The sequence below is a fragment of the Acinetobacter sp. ANC 4178 genome (genome assembly GCF_004331175.1).
Taxonomy (GTDB): Bacteria; Pseudomonadota; Gammaproteobacteria; order Pseudomonadales; family Moraxellaceae; genus Acinetobacter.
Map to the genome: position 1 here is coordinate 55,976 of NZ_SJOD01000002.1, position 21,859 is coordinate 77,834.

Consider the following 21,859-nt stretch of genomic DNA (forward strand, 5'->3'; position numbering starts at 1 on the left):
CAGTTAATTCAAAAATTAACTGGCTTTTTTGTTGCCTCATGTTAAGCAAATTAACTAAATCAATTGATGCAAATCAACATCCATAAACTGTTGTTTAATTTGCTCTTTTGCTCGTGCAAAAACAAAGTCCGCTTTGCTCGGTCCATAAAATTCACAATAAACTTCGTAAACCGTTGTAATCACCCGAGAATAACTAGTAATTGGCAAATCGCTAATAAATTTAACCTCATGTATTGCAGCTTGTTCTACTACAACATACCCAAGATCAGTTAGTCGTTGTTTCACATCCTGATCAAAGTCGGCAAAATCTAGTTGTACTACACCTTTCACCACATATGCTACAAATTGCGCAAAGGCATCACTCAATTGTCCTGAAACCAAAGCCTCTTGTTTTTCCTGAGGTTTGACTTGAAGTAAAACCTGTTTTTCCACTTCAGAAATTTCGAATAAAACTTGGCGTAGCATATCTTTACGGTAAAAACGCAGTTCGTCCGTATTACACACTTCACTTAAAAAACGGTTGAGCACAAAAGAAGGCTTATCTCCATATTCTTGCTCCCAATAACTCAGAACTCGCTCTAAAGCAATTCCAGTTAAATATTGGCTTAAGCCACGTTCAATCGCAGTTCTTTTTTGTCCCATGGTGAGTAATTCATTTGGCATGCTTAGCCCTCCTTAATGACGTTTAGTCATTCCATCGGTTTCAAAAGTTACATCACGCTGAAACTCTGGATAAGACAATTCCGCATGTTCGGTATAGTCCAGTCCACGCTGCTCATGCTGCTTACTGACACGTAAGCTACCCAATACTTTTTCAAGCACTTTAAAGACTACAAATGCCACCCCAAAGCCCCAAACAAAACCTGCTATGACTCCTAAAAATTGAATTGAAATAATTTGCGAATTAAATGGGCTTGCTTCATAAAACAAACCTGCTGCAATAGTTCCCCATGCGCCACAAAAGCCATGCACCGTGACTGCATCCACAACATCATCCAACTTCAACTTTTCAATCAAGATGGGCACTATACTTACCACCCAACCTGCTGCCAAACCTGTCACGATTGCAAACAGCGGTGTCATGGTTGCGCAACCCGCAGTAATCGCAACCAAGCCCCCCAAAGAAGCATTAATCGTGGTGCGGATAAGAATCGCTTTGCCGCGTAGTAATGCATAAAACATATAGGCAACGGCGGCTGCACAGGCTGCCAAGTGGGTATTCAAGGCAATCCGCCCAATACTTACCGTCGCATTGACCGTCGAAGCTGCATTAAAACCAAACCATGCCAGCCATAAAATAAAACCACCCAATGCCACTAAGGGTACATTATGCCCCGCTAAATAATGAGACTGTCCGTTACGACCGAAGCGTCCTAAGCGAGGACCTAAAACGACAATACCAGCCAACGCTACCCATCCCCCAATGGAATGCACAACGGTTGAACCTGCAAAGTCGATAAAACCCAATGACTTTAACCACCCCTCACCTTCAAATAGACTGCCCCATGCCCAACTTCCAAATACTGGGTAAATTAACCCACTTACAAATGCTGCACTCACCACATACGCGACAAAATGAATGCGTTCCGCCATGGCACCACTGGCAATCGTAGTCGCAGTTGCTGCAAACATCATTTGAAAGAACAATAAATTCCAATGCCAATCATCCAAATGATTGGGGGCAAAATGACTTGCACCGAACCATCCTGTGGTATTGATGCCAAACATCAAGCCAAAACCAAGTAACCAAAACACTAAGCCCCCCAAACACGCATCCATGTAGTTTTTCATCAGGACATTCACCGTGTTTTTCCCGCGTACAGAGCCGCTTTCAACCAAAGCAAAACCAGCCTGCATAAAGAACACCAAAATCCCGCCCATCACCACCCAAACACTGTCGAGTGAGAGTCGAATTTCTTGAATATTTTGTGCTTGTGTGGCTACAGCATCAGCAGCAAAGCCTGTTGTTGTAACACCCCATAAACCAAGTAAAAGTAAATAAATTATTTTTTTCATGAACATTCCCCCCGAAGTCTGTTCACAAAAATGCAAAATCAGTGCCAAGCACAACACATATTTTTTATTAAGTGCTGAACTCACCTAATTGTATAACCGTGCTTTTATTTTATTTAGCTGTGTACAGGTTTTATTCTGTATTTTGATTGCTGTTCACACCAATGCTGTAAATTGGCATAAAAAAACCACCCCGAAAGGTGGTTTTTAATCTCCCTAAATCCCTCTTTATAAAAGGGACTTGAGGCTTTCATTTAGTGACCTGTGCCATTAATGGCTTTGGTCATATCTTCCACAACTTTCTTCGCATCACCGAAGACCATCATGGTTTTTTCATTGTAGAACAAATCGTTATCTAAGCCCGCATAGCCCGTTGCCATAGAACGCTTGATCACCATAATGGTACGCGCTTTATGAGCTTCAAGAATTGGCATGCCATAGATTGGAGATGTTGGATCGTCTTTTGCCGCAGGGTTCACCACATCATTCGCACCAATGACAAGCACCACATCTGTTGCAGGGAAGTCTGAGTTAATCTCATCCATCTCTAAGATGTCTTCATAAGCTACGTCTGCTTCAGCCAAAAGTACGTTCATGTGACCCGGCATACGACCTGCCACTGGGTGAATCGCAAAGCGAACTTTTACGCCCTGCTCTTTCAAGATTTCACATAACTCTTTCACTGCATTCTGTGCACGACCTTGTGCCATACCATAACCCGGTACAATCACAACGCTGTCTGCATTTGACATCAAGAAGCCTGCGTCATCTGCTGAACCAGAACGATGGTTACGTTGAACTTGTTCACCTTTATCTGCCGATGCAACTGCTGCACCGCCCATCGCACCACCAAACAATACGTTGATGATTGAACGGTTCATCGCCTTACACATAATGTAAGACAGAATCGCACCAGAAGAACCTACAAGTGAGCCCGCAACGATCAACATATTGTTTTCAAGTGTGAAACCAATACCTGCCGCAGCCCAACCAGAGAATGAGTTCAAGAGTGATACTACAACTGGCATATCACCACCACCTACTGGCGCAATCCATACCCAGCCAAATGCAAGTGCAAGTGCTGTCATTGCCCAGAATGCAGTCATATTACCTGTCGTAAAGAAATACACACCACACGCCAACATTGCCAAGAAAATGAGCGCTTGTACAGGTTTAACCCATGCACCAGAAATGGTTTTTGCCCATTTTTTCGCAGCCAATTTACCATACGCAAATACAGATGCGGTAAAGGTAATCGCCCCGACGAAACACCCCACGAACAATTCAAATAAATGAACCTTGCTCATATGCGCATGTTGAACACCCGCAGCAGTTAATGCAGCTTCATTTTGTGCAAATAAAGCGGTGAGTTGGTTGTTATGCAAGATTGCAGCAATTGCAATCAGTACCGCAGCCAAACCAACTAAAGAATGCATCAATGCAACTGTTTCAGGCATTTGTGTCATTGGTACAGTACGTGCACGAGCAATACCAACAACTGCACCAAGCACCATTGCACCACCAATCATCCAAATCACAGGATGATCCGCAACAAAGAAGGTGGTTACTACAGCAATCGCCATTGCGATCATGCCATAACGGTTACCTTGAATCGCCGTTTTTGGCCCAGACAAACCGCGTAACGTTAAGATAAAGAGGACAGCACCAATCAGGTAGAACCAATCCGCATAGTCTCGAATAAATTCCATATATTAGCCCTCTTTTTTCTTTTGCTTTGGCTTAAACATTTCAAGCATACGTGCGGTTACTGCAAAGCCACCGAAAATATTGATACTTGCTAAGAACACTGCAACTGCACCCAAGATGCTCACGACATTTACACTTTGGAATGCAACATTGGCATCAACCCCAATTGCAGGGATCCCCACAGTTTGAATCATTGCACCCACCACGATGATCGATGACAACGCATTGGTGACTGCCATAAGCGGTGTATGTAATGCTGGCGTAACGCCCCACACCACGTAGTAGCCGACAAAGATAGCAAGGACGAAAATTGTAATTGTTTCAACCATGAGAAATCTCCTTATGCACGCTTCAACAGCACTTGGCTGCCATGAGTGACCAATAGGGCTTTTTGAATTTCATCTTCTTGATTTAAGACAAAGTTTTTATCTTTATCAAACAATGTTTCGACAAAATTAAAAACGTTACGTGCATAAAGTGCTGAAGCTTCAGTCGACACTGTAGATGGAATATTTGGAACACCCAAAATTTTCACACCATTTTCAGTTGTGACGGTTTCACCTTCTTTAGAACCTTCAACGTTACCACCCGTTTCAACAGCCATATCTAGAATGACCGAACCTGGTTTCATTTTGGCAACTGTTTCCGCACGGATAAGACGTGGTGCATCACGACCTGGCAATAATGCAGTGGTAATCACGATATCTGCATTTGATACCGCTTTATCCACAATTGCAGCTTGATCTTTAATGTACTGTTCACCCGGCATCCAACCATAACCGTTCTTGGCAGCATCCGCAGCTTTTTGCTTTTCTTCATCAGACATAGGCACGTCTAACCACTTACCACCCAAAGATTCTACTTGGTCTTTAGCAGTTGGACGTAAATCTGTTGCTTCCACAATGGCACCTAAGCGTTTTGCAGTCGCAATGGCCTGTAAACCAGCAACACCCACACCCATAATCACGATACGAGCTGGTTTAACTGTACCTGCAGCGGTCATTAACATTGGGAACATACGTTGATATTCTGCCGCTGCCAAAAGTACAGATTTATAACCTGCAAGGTTGGCTTGAGAAGACAATACATCCATGTTTTGCGCACGAGATAAAGTACGAGGCAATAATTCCAATGCAAATGCAGACACGTTTTGTGATGCAAATTGATCTAATTCGGTATTACGGTAAGGATCAAACATTGCCACCACAGTGGTGTTTGCCTCTAACTTTTGAATTTCCTCACCCTTAGGGGCGCGAACCTTCAAAATCATCTGACTACCGATATAGGCATCATCTGTAATTTTGGCACCGACTTGTTCATAAGCACTGTCAATATAAGCAGCCTTTACACCAGCGCCACGTTGAATGACCACACTATGACCAGCGCTGATCAACTTCTTTACTGTCTCTGGCGTAGCAGCTACACGATTTTCACCGACGACAGTTTCGGTAGGGATTCCGATCTGCATGAGCGTTCCTCAAGCTAATTTTCTCTATCTAGTAAACACCGTTAGAAACGATGTTCCCTCTGGATGTGTTCTTGTTGAATTTTGGATTCTAATTGAACTTTTTTAAATTACCACCCAATATTTATTTAATAAATACCATCATTTTGAACTGATGATTCATAAAAATAATTATTCGATATATCATTCACCGGTTTTGCCCAGCACATTGCAACACTGAACCTCTCTTCAATTGGCACGCGTTTCATTTTATGGGTCAGAATCTTGTTTCTTTTTGGAAAACTATAGTGGGTTGATCAAACTGAGTGGTTTTACTGACAAAATTCCCCGTTAATTGCGTCTAAAGAAAATAGTTCTGCAGCTATACAAAACTCAGGCATTTCTTACTTTTTCTCTGCAAAGTTGACCGAGATGACAATTTGGTCGATCTTGCTGGCTTTAAAATGCATAAAATTCAAGCAAAAATTCTTTAAGATTTTTCCTAAATCATCGTCTCGATAAATCTACCTTCCTCTTCACCTTTTCTAATTCTCAATATAAAAATGAAATATGACCAAAGTCGGATAATGCAGAAAATTTAATTAAAAAAAACTTTTCAAATCATTTAATCTGATGATGCAATATGTTTCATTAGACATATTTTGCACTATTTTAGGTCATTTATTATTCATATCATAGCAAGCCGAGCTTTTAGCACAATCAAAAAGCCAATCAAGCTGTAGAAAATTCTCACAAAATAAAGAAATACCTGAATATTTATTAAGTACTTAAATAAAAAAATTGTATTCATATAACTTTGTCGCATGTTTTTTCATTTATTTCATTCCAAAGAGTATGAGGATTGATCATTTTTTTGCATTTTTCTCTTTCAGCCCAAAAGCCTATACTGCATATCGTTAGCCATCCTATCTTTTTAAAAGATCTATTTTTATGAATCTTTCTTTATCTCGCACACAGCTGGGCAGTTTGTTTGCGATTGGTGCGGCATTTTTATTCAGTAGCAAAGCGATTTTTATTAAACAAGCTTATGCCCTATCACCTTTGGTGGATGCCACACTCTTGATGGCGATTCGCATGGCCTGTGCCTTACCGTTCTTTTTACTGATCTGTTGGTTCAATCGGGAAAAGAGCAAAGGTTTGCAAGCAAAAGATTGGGGACTGCTCATGGTCGCAGGCCTGATGGGGTACTACTTTGCCAGTTGGTTGGATTTTTTAGGTTTAATGTATATTAGTGCGTCTTTAGAACGCATCATCTTATTCCTCTACCCCACTTTAACCGTATTGGCATCTTGTGCTTTGTATCGCCAAAAACTTTCGGTCAAAAGTATACTCGCCATTGTACTTAGTTATGGAGGGACTGTTTTGGTGATGCTGCAAGAACAACAGCATGCGCCTGTTCAAGAGCATTTCTGGCTCGGCGCTAGCCTAGTCTTTGCCAGCGCAATCGCCTTTGCTACCTATCTATTACTAACGCCCCCACTGATTCAAAAATTTGGATCATGGAACTTTACAGGTCTGGCTTTAAGTACGGCTTGTTTAGGTACATTGGTGCAATTTTTTTGGGTGACTCCCCATCCGATTTTATTGCTGCAACAATTGCCTGTTGGCGTACTGTGGTATGGTTTAGCACTGGGCTTTTTTGTCACCGTCGTTCCGACCATACTCCTGATGCAAAGTATTGCACGGCTTGGGGCAGCTCAATCCGCTATGATTGCATCGGTTGGCCCTATCCTGACCATTTTATTGGCGGTTGCTTTTTTAAATGAACATTTGAATTTTTGGCAATGGATCGGTTGTGTACTCAATATTGTCGGAATTATGATGATTACCTTATCCAAGAAAAAGCTTGCTAACTAATACCAGCTAGCACCAACAATCGAGAAAGGTTTTCACTGCAAAGCATCATCCTTTGCAGAAAGGGAGCATTCTGTGTTTTCACTATTCATCTTCAATAATAGCTCATGAAAATGTGCCCCTGCTGAAGTTTCAGCCAATACATCATTTGGATTACGCAGTGGACATTGCTCTAAGGATAAACAACCACAACCAATACACCAATCCAGTTGTTGTCGCAGTTGTAATAAATGCACAATCTGCTGATCTAACTGGGTTTGCCATTGCTGTGACATTTGCTGCCAATCTTGCTTGGTGGCATTTCCTTGTTTCGGCAATGCCGTAAAGGCAACCTTCACTTGTTGCAATGGAATGCCGACTTGCTGTGCTGCTTTAATAATGGCAATACGTCTGAGCATAGAACGCTGATAACGGCGTTGATTGCCCGAAGTTCGCGCACTCCAGATCAGTTCTTTTTCTTCATAAAAACGTAAAGCAGCAACACTAACATCACTGCGCTTTGCCAAATCACCAATACTCAACCACTGCTGTGCCGATGACATTATTTGCTGATTTTGTTCCATAAAAGCTTGACCTCAAGTTAACTTGAGCTTTGATACTAACAAAAATCAATCACAAGCAGAATTTTTTATGCAACAAGCTATATCTCATGCTCCATTCGAATTAATTAACCCCAAAAAACTTTATAATCCGCGCCCTTTTGCCTATAGTCACATGGCTGAAGTTAGACACTTTTCACGTATACTTCACATTTCAGGACAAGGTGGTGAAAACCAACGAGGACATTTATCTCAAGATTTTGCCGAGCAATTGTGTCAAGCCTGGATCAATTTAGACCATGCACTTGCACATGCCGATGCTTCATTTTTAGATATTGCTGTTTTAAGAATTTTAGTGGTTGACCACAGCCCCAAGAAACATCAGTTTTTAATTCAGGAAATGCAAAAGCGCTGGAAACAACATAGCTTTCCTGCCTGCACACTGATTCCTGTTCCGTGTCTTGCCATACCAGGAATGCTGATTGAAATTGAAGCAACCGCTTATTGCAACTAACCGAACAAGCCAAGGAACTTTATGAATTCTCCACGCGATATTAGCCAAGACAAACCGCTGCTGTGGCTCATGGCGGTTGCTTGTGGTCTCTGTGCAGGTGCAAATTATTATTGCCAACCTCTCATTCATTCGATTCAACAATATTTTAATGTCCCTGAGTCACAAGTGGCCTTAACGGTTACTTTTGCCCAAGTGTCATATGCACTCGGTTTATTGCTGATTGTTCCCATTGGCGACATGGTGAATAAAACCAAATTTATTCCGTTGCTCATGTTTTTCGCAGCGATTGGCTTATTTATTTGTAGTTTTGCGGTCAACCTGCCCATGCTTTGGTTGGGCACCAGCATCGTCGGGTTATTTTCCGTTGCAGCTCAAGTACTGATTCCTTTAGCGACCATGGCGGTAAAACCTGAAAAAACAGGTGAAGTGATTGGTTTTCTTATGAGTGGTTTATTGGTCGGTTTATTACTTTCGACCAGTTTAGCGGGGCTGGTGTCGAACCTATTTCACTGGAAACTGATTTATGCACTGAGCGGTATTTTTACCTTAATCTTGGCTTTTTTACTGAAATCACGTTTACCTTATGTGATGTCTTTTAAAATGAGCTACCCGCAAGTCTTTAAGTCGATGGGGCTATTACTTCGACAAGAACGTCGTCTTGTCTTACGTTCTTTAATTGGCGGTTTTGTCTTTGCAGCCATGAGCATTTTGTTTTCAACCCTCGCTCTATTGCTTACCTCTAAAACCTACCAACTCCCTGATGTACTGGTCGGAATCGTTCCACTGATTGGCGTATTCGGTGCATTGTCTACACAATATGTCGGGAAATTAGCAGATCAAGGCTATACCACAGTGCTCACTTGGTCTGGTTGTATCATTATGGCAGTCAGTTGGTACTTCCTGTATTTAGGTGGACATAGTCTCATCAGCTATATTTTAGGCTATGGCTTAATTAATTTAGGCTTGGCTGTAGTGCATAGTAGCAATCAGAATATTATTTTCCGCATTCGTCCAGATGCAAAATCTCGCATTAACTCCATTTATATGACCATGTATTTTATTGGAGGAGCCTGTGGTTCAGCATTAGGCGTTTATGCTTGGCATCATGGTGGCTGGAGCATGAGTTGTCTGGTGGGCATTTCGTTGGTGATCGCTGCTGCTGTCTTCGCCCTGATTGATTTACTCAGCTATAACAAACCACTCAGTCCACGTGAAACCTTTCAGCCTTAAGCCAATTGCATGAGCTGGCCCTATCGTTATGGATGGTGTCAACTCATGCGGTGCAGCCCCGTTACGAGACCTGCATGACTGGATAGAATGGTTTGTCCGTATCTAGCTGTTCAGCATTTTCCAGCAAGATATACATAAAAATCGGAATCAATGTCGATAAAATACTGCAACCATCCACAATATAACGGCGATTCACCACACTATTATAAGCGACTCCCCCCTGTAGAATTTGATTCCGTAAGGTATTGAGGCGAGCAAAAAGAAAGGACAAAATTTCGGCAGTTTTCCTGCTCTGCAAAGCTTGATGTACTATGTGCTGCTCAGCTTCAAATTCAGCTTTCCAAGATGCTTGACTGATTTTATGATTATGATAATCCCAGAATCCTTGATAAATATAAGGATTATCTAAGATTAAATGAATGGTTTGTTTACCTTTATGCTCAAGCACATATTCAATCTTATGCTCATGATCCAATTGACTCAGCACGGTTAAAAATTGCTTCACACCTTGTTGAGGTTGTAATGTGGTGCCTTCACGGGCGTAGATGGCATTAAACGAAATCCATAAACTGATAAATTTTAGATCCAGATCTTCATCAAGCAACATTGCTTTTTTAAACCAACTTATCCCTCGATGCAGTCGTAAATTAAAGGCTTCGGAATGCTCTGCTTTTTTATTCTTAAATACCTCTTCGAGTACTAACATGTCCGTCTCCATTTCTTTATTGTTATCTTCTATTTACCATAACCAATTTGAAGACAGTGCTCAATCAAAAAACGAGTATTGACGCGTTCAATAAAAAATGAATTTATAAAAAAGATCTAATATCCATAAAAAACAGCCCAACGAACTGGACTGCCTTGATCATCCATAATGCATTTTATTGCTTTTGAGCCTGCATTTGTTTAATTACTTCACTAAAGTCCAGCGTCGCTGCTTTTTGTACTGGTGGATAACCTAGTGGTTTAAGTACTTCTGCGAGCGTTGGTGTTTCTGGTTTAATACCAAGGGTGAACCTGCGCGACCCACTGTAGTCATACCTGAACGAATTGGATACTGACCTGTAATAAATGCTGCACGCCCCGCTGTCGAACTGGGCTGCGCAGAATGATCGGTAAACATAATGCCTTCTTTGGTAATCCGATCAATATTCGGGGTGTTATAGCCCATCACGCCATGACTATAGGCACTGACGTTCTGCCAACCTACATCATTGGACATAAGCACCAAAATATTGGGGGGTTCGCCAGCAGAGCAGAAGACAGCAATACCCCTCCAACTCACGCTAAAGAGCGAGAAATTAAGTTTTTCAGGGTATTTTCCTTAAAAAAATTCGTATAAAACGAATTTTCATCCTTGTTTCAAATTCAATTGGCACTAAACACAGAACGATATCAGTGTCTTACAAATTTAATTTTTAGAAATGACTTTCTAAATGTCTGTTACAACAATTTTTTAATGTGGTTGTAAACGTTTCGCAATCTCAGACTTCGATGCCGTTGCGGTATGAAAAAACTTCTTTAAACCCGAACAGAGGTAATGCAAACCGACCTCACCATCAGGGGTCTTTAAGAAGCGATCCTTTGGACAATCTCCCCAACACAGTTGAAGATAAGGACATTTACGGCAGTATTCTGGCAGTGACTTAGATTTGGCATATGCAAATTTCTTTTGTCGCTCAGAAAAAACTAAATCGCCTTGGTGAATCTCGTGAATATTACCCAATTTATATTCGGGATAAACAAAGTGGTCACAGGAGAATAGGTCTCCATTGTGTTCTATCGCTAAGGATTTGCCACAAATTTGTCCTGACACGCATTTCTGTGCACCGTAGCCAAACATCATCGAAATCATATTTTCAAACTGGTCAACAAAGACCTGCCCAAAATCATTCTGCAACCACTCCGTCCAAATTTTAGACAGGAAAATCCCCCAATCATCGGCAGCTATCGACCAATCCGTGACCACGGAGTCTGCTGTCCCCGGTTGTGCTGCCGAACTACCGAGTTTCGGTAAGTCTTGCGGATTCCAATGTCCGGGTGCGGTTTGCTGGAACTGGGCACTTTCCATCCCAGGGATAAACTGAATCATACGCGGTTGCACTTGATCGCGGAGGAAGTGATAAACCTCTAGCGGTCTTTTGCTGTTGTCTCGGTTCACCACACATAGGGCATTAAATGAGACTTGATACTGGCGCAATAACGCAGCAGCCTGCATCACTTTGGCATGTGTCGGTTTTCCACCTTTGTTGTAGCGATGAATATCATGTAACTCGGCAGGCCCATCGATCGATAAACCCACAAGGAAATTGTTTTTCTTTAGAAATGCGCACCAGTCTTTGTCCAATAACGTGCCATTGGTTTGTAAGTCATTTTCAATGCGCTGATTGGGCTTTTTATACTTCTGTTGCAGTTCAACCACTCTTTCAAAAAATGCTAAACCCATCAACGTCGGTTCGCCACCTTGCCAGCTAAACACCACTCCATCAGCCGTTTGTGCTTGGATGTATTGTTTAATGTGTAGTTCAAGCAGTGACTCTGCCATACGTGGCATTTTGGGTTGATGCAACATGTCTTGTTTGTGTAGATAAAAACAGTAGCTACAGTCCAAGTTACACTGCGCACCGGAGGGTTTAATCATGACATGATAACGGTATACTTGCCCCATCATTTGGGCAGTTTTGAGCGGTGGGGATTCTGTCTGTGTCGGTATAATGCGCATTGGCTGTTCCCCTGTTTATTCTTGTTCTACATCATTTATTTTTTATGCATTGACTGATAGTAAAGAATCAAAAAAAACTGTGCAAGCATTGCGTCTTAAAACTTTTAAGGGATTCATAAACATTTAAATTACAAGTTTTTTACTTGGTTTTCATAACATCTTCTATTTATACATCTTTCAATTTTTAATCGATCAATATTGAATATATTTGCTTTCAACTTTTAAGTTTCTGTTCAAGATAGTTGGGGCAATTCTTTGAGCAGCACGAATAGCATCTTGAACATGAATAACATTTCTTATGTGTTAAACCTCATCCTTCACAAAGCCACATGCTCTGCCAAATGAACCAATTTCATTTTTGTGGTAGTATTGCGCGCTATCGGAAATACCTGAATAAAAATGAAGCACCGCGTTTCATTTTTTCGTGTCTACTCCCAAAGCCCCTCTCATCTACGTATTGAAGGCGTTTCAGACCATTTTATTGTGCTGTGCTCAATATATGGATTGATACTTTGGTCTTGCGACATCTGATTTTTATGTAATTCCCCACATATTTCTTTGCACCGCTTCTGCTCCAAGACATAGGTTGTTCACCATGTATTTGTAGACAAAAGCTGATGAACACTGATCAAGAGTCTGATTTTTTAATGAATACTGAAAAAACCATTGAAACCCCTCAATCTCCACGAATCAGTGTTGCCCCGATGATGGATTGGACACAAAAATAAAAATTATCAATATTTATCAATAATATATAAAAATAAAAATCATTCACGGTGTAAAATTGGCGTAAAAAATTAATTTAATTTTTTTGAGTTTACATATACAACAATTTTTTTTTACCTAGCATTTATAAAAATTGGCAGTATATTAACGGAAAAAATTTATCAAATATTAGAGGGGCTAACTTGAACAATATTATCGGAAGTAAATGGTTTAAAGTCGATTTCCACTGCCATTCACCAGCTTCAGATGACTTTCCTAGAGATCGTACAAAGCCTAAATGCTCTTGTAGAGACTGGTTACTTAGCCAAATGTCTAATGAAATAGACTGTGTGATACTTAGTGATCATAATACAGCCAAGGGAATTACTCCTATTAGAACAGCCCTTACAGAATTAGAAATTGAAAATAAGACTAATCCTGCTAATGGTTATCGCCCAATAGTCATAATGCCTGCTGTAGAATTAACAGCTCCAGATAATACTCATATTTTAGCTATTTTCCGCGAAGATATTGACCCCGCACTAATAGAGCAGTTTATTGGACAGTTAATGCCGCCAAATGGTCAACAAAATCACCAATTAGTACTAGGTTTAGCGACAAATATAATCATACGTAACGCAAAAAAGAATTCTGAAGAGATATTAATTATCCCAGCTCATGTAGATAAAGCTAAAGGTGTATTTCAAAACTCCAATCAAAATGCTGTGGAAGAAATTTTCTTAGAAGAACCACATGCTGTTGAATTAATTGGTAATATTGAAGAACTCTCTTACCAGTACCAAAGAAATCTTATAAAAGGACTGGCTCATGTAAAAGGTTCTGATGCCCATTCATTAGAAGAAATGGGTCGTAGCTATACTTGGGTAAAAATGACTAAACCATCATTTGATGGAATCAAAATAGCTCTTACTAATCCAGAGCATTGTATTGTCAGAAGTCCGTCCCCCCCTCCTTCCATCCCATCTGAGCAGATCACTAAGATTTCTATATTATCCCCATTATGCAGGAATGAACTTAATGAGCCATTAGAAATTGAGTTAAGCCCTTGGTATACAAGTATTATTGGAAGTAGAGGATCTGGAAAGTCCACTATAATTGAAGCTATTCGCTTAGCATTACGGCGTGATACAAATCAATTTCTCCCTTCTGATCAATTAAATATGCTTACGCGGTTTAAAGATGGAGCTTTAGATAATAATTCACTAATTTCTATAGAATATAGAAAATCCAATGATCTTTACAAATTAGAATGGTCAAAAGAAGTTTCTCAACTTTACCATAAAGCAGAGAATGGAGACTGGGAAATAGAAAATACTTTTAGTACAGCACGGTTTCCCATTTCAATTTATTCACAAAAAATGCTATATGAAATTGCTACAAAAAGTGATGCATTTCTAACAGTTATTGATGCAAGTGAAGAAGTAAATTTTGAAAGCTGGAATAAAACCAAACTTGAGTTAGAAGAAAAATATAAAAGATTAAGTAGTGATCATAGGATCGCTGTAAGAGAGGTTTTGAATTTAAATAAAATTCAGGGGCAATATGACGACATTACTCGAAAATTAACTATATTAAAAGATGCTGGATTACACCCCTTACAAAATACTTTAAAATCTTTTAACCTAGACAAAAGGAAGCTCGATGAGGCAATAAATTCCCTTGAATTGAATTTATCTTCGCTATCTGGGCTAATAGAATACGAACAATCAGTAAATCCATCCATAGAAGACTCTGAGTTAGGAAAGTTTTTACGTGCTGCTAAAACAATTGAAAGTTCATTTACTGAAGATGTAGAAAAACTCATCAAAAGTTATGAGGAAAAAATTCTTGGCTTGCGTAACACTCCATATTACTTACAACTTTCCTCAGATATTAGCCAAATAAATCAAGAGTTGAATGCAAAGGTAACTGCTCTTGCCTCAGAGAAAATAACTCCAGATGAATTAAATACTTTACTTTCTAATGAGCAAGAATTACTTAAAATACTTAATGATAAACCAGTATTGGAACAAGCTGTATTAGAGTTATCACAAGAAAAAGAACAAACCTATCAAGATATAATTTGTCATAGGAAGCAACTTACTTTATTAAGAAATAATTTTATCAATAATTTAAATCTAGATGACTTAAAAATTAAAGTATTACCTCTAAGTAGTGAAGCTGATAGCCTCATCACTGGATATCAAAAAAATTCTCATATCGAGCGCCATGTCTTAAGTATTCTTGATGTAGCTAATCAAAATTCGTTACTTCACTCGTTATTTAATATCAACAAATTTTTACCAAATAGTGAAACTCTAAAATATACTGAGATAGTAAAACTAAAAAAATTTCATGATGACCTTGTTAACAATATTGAAAATGACAGCTATGAGGGTCTTCATGGTTCATTAAAAAATCGTATTCGAGATATGACTATTGATGACATAGATAAATTTAACTGCTGGTTCCCTGAAGATGGTTTGGATATCAAATTTAAGGACAATGAAGATCAATTTCGACAACTCGAAAATGCGTCTCCAGGGCAGAAGTCTGCTTCCATGCTTTCATTCTTAATGTCGTATGGAACTGACCCGTTAATTCTAGATCAACCCGAGGATGATCTAGATTGTGGAATGTTAGCTTCAGCCGTAATTCCTGCTATTGCAAGAAACAAGAAACAAGAAAAAAAGACAAATAGTAATTGTCAGTCATTCAGCACCAATTGTCGTTAATGGTGATGCAGATTACATTGTAGCAATGAAACAAGTATCGAAAAGACTACAGCCGTACACATCAGGTGGATTACAAGATCAATCGGTTAAAGAATTTATTTGTAATCAAATGGAAGGTGGTGAACTAGCATTTAAAGCACGTTTCAAACGAATACTGGGCTAACTTTCTCTTAAATAAATAATTAATAAGGTTAATTTAACCTTATTAATTAATTTATAAAAACAATTAATGCTTAGCTAACTGCTACTTCATACCTAAGGAGCAATTATTGTTAATTAATCCCTAAATAGACCTAATGAATTAAAAATCACATGTCTAAGTTGCTCAGATGAAATTATCAATCAACAGCCTATATAAGCTGTATTTAGTCCGCTACTCTTCTCAACTGCAGTAATTCAATCTTAGGAATTATTTACTGTCAATGTACACACGCAAGTATAGGGAGAACACGATCCTTCAATATCATATTAGCCCATGTGGAAAGCTCAGGTATACTCCGCTCTTGTACGACGCGCAGTGCAATCGCCAAACGATGCAAAAGTGGCTGAGACCCTGTTCTAATCGCATGATTTACCCATTCGTCAGAATCTTCCCAAGGATTTACAAATAAAGAAACCATCGCTTGTGTCGTAGCCTCAATAGGGCCGTGTTTGTGGCAAAGGACTCGTCCCTTATTGCCGAGGTCATGTACAAGATGGCCTATTCCCTCTTCGTTTACTCGTAACAATGGGAATGGACATTGCCCAATGTTAAATAAAATCCAAGCATCCATTCGCTTACCATCACCACCAACTTCTACTGACGGGCATCTAGCAAGTTGTCCAAGAATCATCCAAGCTACAGTGTTGACAAGTAAATCTGAGTCTTCTTCTTCGATATCAAAAGGTTCACTAATCATTTCACCATGACGATCGCATATCCAACATTGATTTCCTTCAATCTTCAGATAAATCATTTGACCGTCTGGTAAAGTCATCATGAATATCCCATTTTCCATGCATTCTTCTATAGGTTCCATATCAAGAAGACCTTCTACGATTCCTGAACTGAATGAACCCGTTTTCTCAGCCATGCTGCGAATTGCCTGCGCACCAATCAAATCCCCCAAATAAACGGTAGCTAAGCGGTTGCCAAGCCAAGTACCAGCTTCTCGCGGGCTTACTTCAACGCGACGCTTAAGTTCCTCACCTACGACATCAGCAAACTCAGATAGAAATGCGGCTGGAATAGTTGGTACAACGACATCTTCTCTGCTTACGTGGCGATAGGTACGCACGGCACCTTTAGACTTAAGCACTATTAACGCATGACGCGCTTCTTCAGAAAGTGCATCTTGACGCACGAAAAATCCATTTGCTGCTGCCAACTGTAGTTCCGCAGGATAGGCACCATTATCAGCTAGAGCAGAACGCGCAAGTACACGATATCCGCGAAGCAAGTCTGACTGATGTTCATAGTTTTGACGTGCTAAATCTACAAGCTCAACTCCAAGTGACGGTGGAATAACACAAAATTTACCTTTTTCTTGGTATTGTGGGTTACGTACGGCACTATCGTAAATCATTCTAAGTATCCACGGCGCTCGGTAGTCCTGTACATACTCCGCACCCGGTTGAAAGAGAATTTTATGATTAATGAGGGTCTTTTTCGCCTCTTCAAACTCTTCAAGCCCTAAAGGGCCGATTTTAATAACATCTGCCAGAGCCCCTATCGCCGTCTTTGTACGGCCATTTGGAGCCTTAATCAGGCTATCAGCATCATCAGTGGTCAGAATGACATTAAGCTTATTACCAAGTTTCAGGTTCGCCAATTCCTCAATATCAGAAGCCATTGGGGTACCTGCCCCAACATCGTCGATAGCAAGCAAGAGTAGCGGCCCCTCTGGCCCGGTGGACATCCGCCGTAACCATTGACGGGCATCATTAGCAGTAAGATTCCACTCAAGCTCCGTGGCAAACACATTCGCCAACGATTGGAATAGTCCCGGCCCCGTACCTCGAAACATCAGTACAGCTAAGTTTTCACTCTTGTTAGTCCGCATAGCAAGCTCACGAAGACAACTACTTTTGCCACTCTGTGCCGTGCCTTCGATAATTGTAAATATCGTCCCAGCTAATACTGATTCAATTGCGGTGGTGGTACTGCCACGGGTAAACAGCAGACGCTCGGCAAACGTTCGATCAGACTGACCAACTGGATCAGTCATTTGGGCTAATAGATTCTCAGTTACTGACCGCACGATAGGTACCCAGACCCCAGTCTCCCGACCCAGTAAAGCTTCAGTCGCCCACCGCATATCTGCCTTAGCTAACTTGCTAGCATTAGCCAGCAGTCGAGATATCGCTTCTTCAGCGTCCTGCTCACCAGACCAAGGATGCCCTGTATTGGAATCGTAAATGTCTGTATTGGTCCCATTTGTGACGATCACAAGAGGAGGGCGTGGCGTCAACTGATTCGCATAACTTTGTGCTTGCTCATAATCAGCATGAGTAAGCGTAAGATCCTCACGCTTGAGTTCAACTACTGCTAATGGTCGTTCATTGTGAAAGATGATTATATCCGCTCGTCCGCTTTTCTCCCATTGGGCTGCACTGTCGAATTCGTGCGTTTCATGGCCAAGACGCACTTTGAAGCGCCGTTGTTCAACTAATTCGTTCCGGGGAATATTAGGGAAGGCTGTTGACAAAGCCGCAGCCATTCGACTCTCCAATTCAGCTTCGGTACGAACAGGTGGTAACACTTGCTGGGTTTGTTTAGTACTAGACATTACGACGACTCCTAAATCCTGCTCTAATGAAAAATTTATTATTCCCCTGTTAAATAAAACTCTTGAGGTTCTGGGAATAATAGTTCCAAATGTTGTGGTTTAATTTTAAATAAAGGTCCTTTTTCTCTTGCACCACCTGTCATATTCTTCCGCTTAATCAAATGATCCATCGTAATGATCCCTTGCTCCATTAGAAGCAAAAACTGGCTTGCTAATGGGTTCTTAGTATGAGTAATTGACCGAAGAGTAAAGTATTCATCATCATTGCTTATATGAGTATCTGCCTTAATCCAGAAGGTTTCACGGTGCTTTTCGAGCAATTTATTTCTAAGGGTTTGACCAAGCCAACTAACGACAGAACCATCTTGAATATGAATCTCATTTAATACGTCATTATTGAAATCCACTTCAAAGCCCAATCCTTGAGAATTGTATTTGTTGGCTGCTAAGGTGCAGTAAAGCTTTAAGTCGCCGTCACGCTCATAACCATATTTATCAACAATTTGTTGACTGCTTTTCAGTGTACTTATAGACCAATCTGGAACTTGGGCAAATAGGTTGGTACGGTTAGACGCTTTATTTAAGCGCGATGATTTAAGCTCTATTCCTTTGTAATCAGGGAATGGTGATGAGTTGGCGGGAATACCTAAAGCATGCTCTATGGTCATGCCAATCGCCGTATCGCCTTTCATAATTGCTTGTAATGGACCTTTCTTACTTAACGCTTGCAATAACTCAAGTAACTCATGAGCTACAGCTTCGTAGTCATTCACAATTTGAGCTAGGACTTGATTCACTGATAAATCTAGTTTTGAAATGTTGAATACATAAAGATCACCTTTATCGACAATTAAAGCAATCTCATCTCCGGGTTGAGCACTGCTTTTTAAGCCGTAGATCCAAATGCGAGGATCACCTTTTTTTGTCTCGGGGCGGTATAAGCTCACTTTCTGATTTTGAGCTTCATTATCAGAGACAACTAAAAAGCAAAGATTTAGAACTTTATAGGGAGTCCCTTGCGATTGATTATCGTAGTCATGGTATTGTCGTTCTTTAAGATAGGCACGTAATGAACCTACGGCATCCATAATCGACTTATCTAGACCGGTTTGGGTAATAGATAACAAGCCATAATCAATGCCTTTTTGAGCTAAATAATGGCGGTTTTTGAGAGAAATTTGATTTTGTTCAGTTGTTAAAAGTATTGGAGTTCTTTGATTCATTTTTTAATGGAGATAAGCCCTGGATTTTTAGCTAAGTGTACTTTAGAATAAGGCTGTTTTTAAAAATCTATCAGAGTTTATTTTTGAACTATATTGAATTGTTCGCCGGTTGTGGTGGCTTATCTCTTGGACTTGAAGCTTCAGGATATAACCTCGTTATTGCAAATGAATTGTCTCCAATGGCAGCAGAGACATTTTCCTATAACTTTTTCAATGAAAAGTTAGATGGAAATAATGCACCAGAACATGCACTGTGGATCAATTCAAGTTTTTCAAAAGAAGAAATGAGTAAAAGGCTTCGGGAAAATCCAAAGGCTTATCCCCCAATAGAAGAAGGTGGATATACGGACATTTCATCAGAAACAGTGCTGAATAAAAAGTTATTAGTCGGCAGTATTGTTGAATTAAATAAATTGATGGGGCAGTCTCCAGAATTATTAAAGCAAATTCAAGATCAAGGTTTAGCAAATGGATTAGATCTGGTTTCTGGAGGCCCTCCATGTCAAAGCTTTAGTATGGCTGGCTTACGTCAGTTAGGTAATGAAAGAAATACTCTGCCGTGGGAATTTGCGAAATTTGTTGGACTAACTCAACCTAAGTTTGTTCTTCTAGAAAATGTAACCGGAATTCTCAGAGCCTTTAACACCGAGAAAGGTCAATTCTATGCTTGGTATGAAGTTGCTAAAGCTTTTGCCGGCATGGACTATATTCCCTTGTGTTTACACGTAAATGCGAAGTATACCGGTGTAGCACAAAACAGACCTAGATTTATCTTATTGGGTATGCGTGTTGATGTGTTTAAGAACATCATTGATAAGCTTAATAGTGTAGAAAAATCAGCATTTAATCGCTGTTTTGAGTTCTTTGAAAAAGTGAAATCTAATCCGGAACTTGAATACGGGCATCTAGATTTTTACGATGTGGATAGTGATACAGAGTTTTTTGCTCAATCATTCTTAAAGCCGTTAATTGCTTTTAAGGGTAAAGAAATCTCTGTTCAAGATGCCATTCAGGATTTATCTATTACAGATAAAATTGATAAATCGCCGTATGTCGCTCGACTAGATGAACTATTTAACCCGCTGTTGGCAGATCACGAACAAATAAGCAATTATGAGTTAAGAGCCAATGGTATTCATGTCCAAAAGCGTTTTAAGCTTTATCAAAACCTAAATGCAGTATCGAAAGAAACGAAGAAAGAAGTACAGCAAGTTTTAAAGGGCATTACGGACAATATCTCGGAAAAAGCATTTAATGAATTACATGCGCTAGCTTTCTTGAATGATGAATGTAAGCCAGTTCGTTTTTATAGCCGTAATGATTTGGTCCAGTATTTAAAACTTCATCAAACCAAAAAACAAACACAAAAAGCATTAATACCACATCAACCTGCACCGGCTGCTTTATCTATCCCAGATGATGCCTGTCATTACAGTGATTTAAGAACGCTTACCGTGCGTGAAATGGCGCGTATCCAGTCTTTCCCCGATAACTTTAAGTTCTTATCTAAAGTGACAACTGGTGGACAGATGCGTAAATTTGAAGTGCCACAATATACGCAAGTGGGTAATGCTGTTCCGCCACTTTTGGGCTATGCATTAGGGAAGTCTTTAAAATATTTAATTAATTTATATCATCACAATTAATTAGTTCTTATAGACAATAATAATCAGACTACGAAATCAAGCTCATAAATTTTAGTCTCGTCTATGAGCTTACCTAGATTATTCTTTTATCACTGGGTAAAAAGGTCTGCCCCATTGTTGTTCAATTGGATGTTCAAGCATAATGCTGATAATAACAGGTAAGATACTACCTAGAATATTACAAGCATCGCCTACCTGATCACGATTTATACTACTACCGTGAGTCGCACCACCATGTACAATTTGATTACGCAATGTATAAATATGATAAAATAATATGGTCAAAATTGTAGGTGTATCTTGTTCACTCAATGCTTTCGTTGCTCTTTTTATATTAATCTCAAATTGAGCTTCCCATCCTTGCTTTTCAAGCAGACCATTTTGGTAGTCCCAGAAAGGCTGGAAAGTAAACCGATTATTTAATAGTATACGAATGCTACCTGAATAGGTTTTCCATACCAGTTGATATATAGTTTTGTTATTATCCAATAAACAAAGTTTATGTATAAATTGAACAAATAAGCCTTTATCTATGGCTTTCATGCCATTACCAAAGTCCTGCGCATAAACAGCATTAAAAGCAATCCAATAATAAATAAATTTACCATCTAAATCCTCAGTACATTCTGCCTGCTCTAGCCAACTTATTGCTCGATGAATTCTCAGATTAAGCACATCAGGGTTTGAAGAACGGGATATCTTTAGTTTTTCATTTAGCATTAACAAGGAATACATTCA

The 21,859-nt window shown here is 39.8% G+C and carries 18 protein-coding genes; 6 read left to right on the forward strand and 12 right to left on the reverse strand.

From position 1 onward, the window contains the following. Positions 1–54: 54 nt before the first annotated feature. The 5 genes from E0H87_RS04640 to E0H87_RS04660 all read right to left on the reverse strand — a co-directional run bounded on the left by E0H87_RS04640 (position 55) and on the right by E0H87_RS04660 (position 5,188). Entirely contained in the window at positions 55–663 is a 609-nt protein-coding gene (locus E0H87_RS04640; protein ID WP_131322549.1) for a hypothetical protein, read from the reverse strand. Positions 664–675: 12 nt separating this feature from the next. Beyond that, positions 676–2,016 (reverse strand): ammonium transporter, encoded by a 1,341-nt coding sequence (locus tag E0H87_RS04645; RefSeq protein ID WP_131322550.1) that lies wholly within the window; start codon positions 2,014–2,016, stop codon positions 676–678. A 251-nt stretch (positions 2,017–2,267) separates the two neighbouring features. Beyond that, positions 2,268–3,722, reverse strand: coding sequence for an NAD(P)(+) transhydrogenase (Re/Si-specific) subunit beta (locus tag E0H87_RS04650; protein ID WP_131322551.1), 1,455 nt, complete (start codon positions 3,720–3,722; stop codon positions 2,268–2,270). A gap of 3 nt (positions 3,723–3,725) precedes the next feature. After that, positions 3,726–4,049 carry a proton-translocating transhydrogenase family protein gene (locus tag E0H87_RS04655; protein ID WP_116761332.1) on the reverse strand — a complete coding sequence of 108 codons (324 nt, stop codon included), beginning with the start codon at positions 4,047–4,049 and terminating at the stop codon, positions 3,726–3,728. Between the two features lie 11 nt (positions 4,050–4,060). Further along, positions 4,061–5,188 (reverse strand): Re/Si-specific NAD(P)(+) transhydrogenase subunit alpha, encoded by a 1,128-nt coding sequence (locus E0H87_RS04660; protein ID WP_131322552.1) that lies wholly within the window; start codon positions 5,186–5,188, stop codon positions 4,061–4,063. A gap of 927 nt (positions 5,189–6,115) precedes the next feature. Here E0H87_RS04660 and E0H87_RS04670 point away from each other — a divergent pair. Continuing rightward, entirely contained in the window at positions 6,116–7,042 is a 927-nt protein-coding gene (locus E0H87_RS04670; RefSeq protein WP_131322553.1) for a DMT family transporter, read from the forward strand. Positions 7,043–7,074: 32 nt separating this feature from the next. Here the strand turns inward: E0H87_RS04670 and soxR are convergent, their stop codons facing one another. After that, positions 7,075–7,602, reverse strand: a complete 528-nt coding sequence (gene soxR, locus E0H87_RS04675; RefSeq protein ID WP_227547310.1) for a redox-sensitive transcriptional activator SoxR — start codon at positions 7,600–7,602, stop codon at positions 7,075–7,077. 67 nt (positions 7,603–7,669) lie between these two features. On the opposite strand from soxR, the gene E0H87_RS04680 reads away from it, so the two are divergent. Both E0H87_RS04680 and E0H87_RS04685 read left to right on the forward strand, forming a co-directional pair. Continuing rightward, entirely contained in the window at positions 7,670–8,092 is a 423-nt protein-coding gene (locus E0H87_RS04680; RefSeq protein ID WP_131322554.1) for a RidA family protein, read from the forward strand. Between the two features lie 21 nt (positions 8,093–8,113). Then, a complete protein-coding gene (locus tag E0H87_RS04685) occupies positions 8,114–9,322 on the forward strand; it encodes an MFS transporter (RefSeq protein WP_131322555.1) in 1,209 nt (402 codons plus the stop codon). 61 nt (positions 9,323–9,383) lie between these two features. Here E0H87_RS04685 and E0H87_RS04690 read toward each other — a convergent pair whose 3' ends face one another. The 3 genes from E0H87_RS04690 to E0H87_RS04700 form a co-directional block, all read right to left on the reverse strand. Then, positions 9,384–10,028, reverse strand: a complete 645-nt coding sequence (locus tag E0H87_RS04690; RefSeq protein ID WP_131322556.1) for a HEPN domain-containing protein — start codon at positions 10,026–10,028, stop codon at positions 9,384–9,386. A gap of 252 nt (positions 10,029–10,280) precedes the next feature. Further along, entirely contained in the window at positions 10,281–10,544 is a 264-nt protein-coding gene (locus E0H87_RS04695) for a sulfatase-like hydrolase/transferase (RefSeq protein WP_264757381.1), read from the reverse strand. Positions 10,545–10,778: 234 nt separating this feature from the next. Then, entirely contained in the window at positions 10,779–12,044 is a 1,266-nt protein-coding gene (locus tag E0H87_RS04700; protein ID WP_131322557.1) for an anaerobic sulfatase maturase, read from the reverse strand. A gap of 908 nt (positions 12,045–12,952) precedes the next feature. Between E0H87_RS04700 and E0H87_RS04705 the strand changes: the two genes are divergently transcribed. Both E0H87_RS04705 and E0H87_RS16040 read left to right on the forward strand, forming a co-directional pair. Continuing rightward, the gene (locus tag E0H87_RS04705; RefSeq protein ID WP_131322558.1) at positions 12,953–15,484 is read left to right on the forward strand and encodes a TrlF family AAA-like ATPase; all 2,532 of its coding nucleotides are present in this window, start codon (positions 12,953–12,955) and stop codon (positions 15,482–15,484) included. A 25-nt stretch (positions 15,485–15,509) separates the two neighbouring features. Then, positions 15,510–15,647 (forward strand): hypothetical protein, encoded by a 138-nt coding sequence (locus E0H87_RS16040; protein ID WP_165493935.1) that lies wholly within the window; start codon positions 15,510–15,512, stop codon positions 15,645–15,647. A gap of 256 nt (positions 15,648–15,903) precedes the next feature. Here E0H87_RS16040 and E0H87_RS04710 read toward each other — a convergent pair whose 3' ends face one another. Both E0H87_RS04710 and E0H87_RS04715 read right to left on the reverse strand, forming a co-directional pair. After that, positions 15,904–18,183, reverse strand: coding sequence for a type I restriction enzyme HsdR N-terminal domain-containing protein (locus E0H87_RS04710; RefSeq protein WP_205677740.1), 2,280 nt, complete (start codon positions 18,181–18,183; stop codon positions 15,904–15,906). 107 nt (positions 18,184–18,290) lie between these two features. Next, positions 18,291–19,475 (reverse strand): MvaI/BcnI family restriction endonuclease, encoded by a 1,185-nt coding sequence (locus E0H87_RS04715; protein ID WP_131322560.1) that lies wholly within the window; start codon positions 19,473–19,475, stop codon positions 18,291–18,293. Between the two features lie 83 nt (positions 19,476–19,558). On the opposite strand from E0H87_RS04715, the gene E0H87_RS04720 reads away from it, so the two are divergent. After that, positions 19,559–21,121, forward strand: a complete 1,563-nt coding sequence (locus E0H87_RS04720; protein ID WP_131322561.1) for a DNA cytosine methyltransferase — start codon at positions 19,559–19,561, stop codon at positions 21,119–21,121. Positions 21,122–21,199: 78 nt separating this feature from the next. Here the strand turns inward: E0H87_RS04720 and E0H87_RS04725 are convergent, their stop codons facing one another. Continuing rightward, positions 21,200–21,856, reverse strand: a complete 657-nt coding sequence (locus E0H87_RS04725; RefSeq protein WP_227547311.1) for a HEPN domain-containing protein — start codon at positions 21,854–21,856, stop codon at positions 21,200–21,202. Positions 21,857–21,859 lie beyond the last annotated feature (3 nt).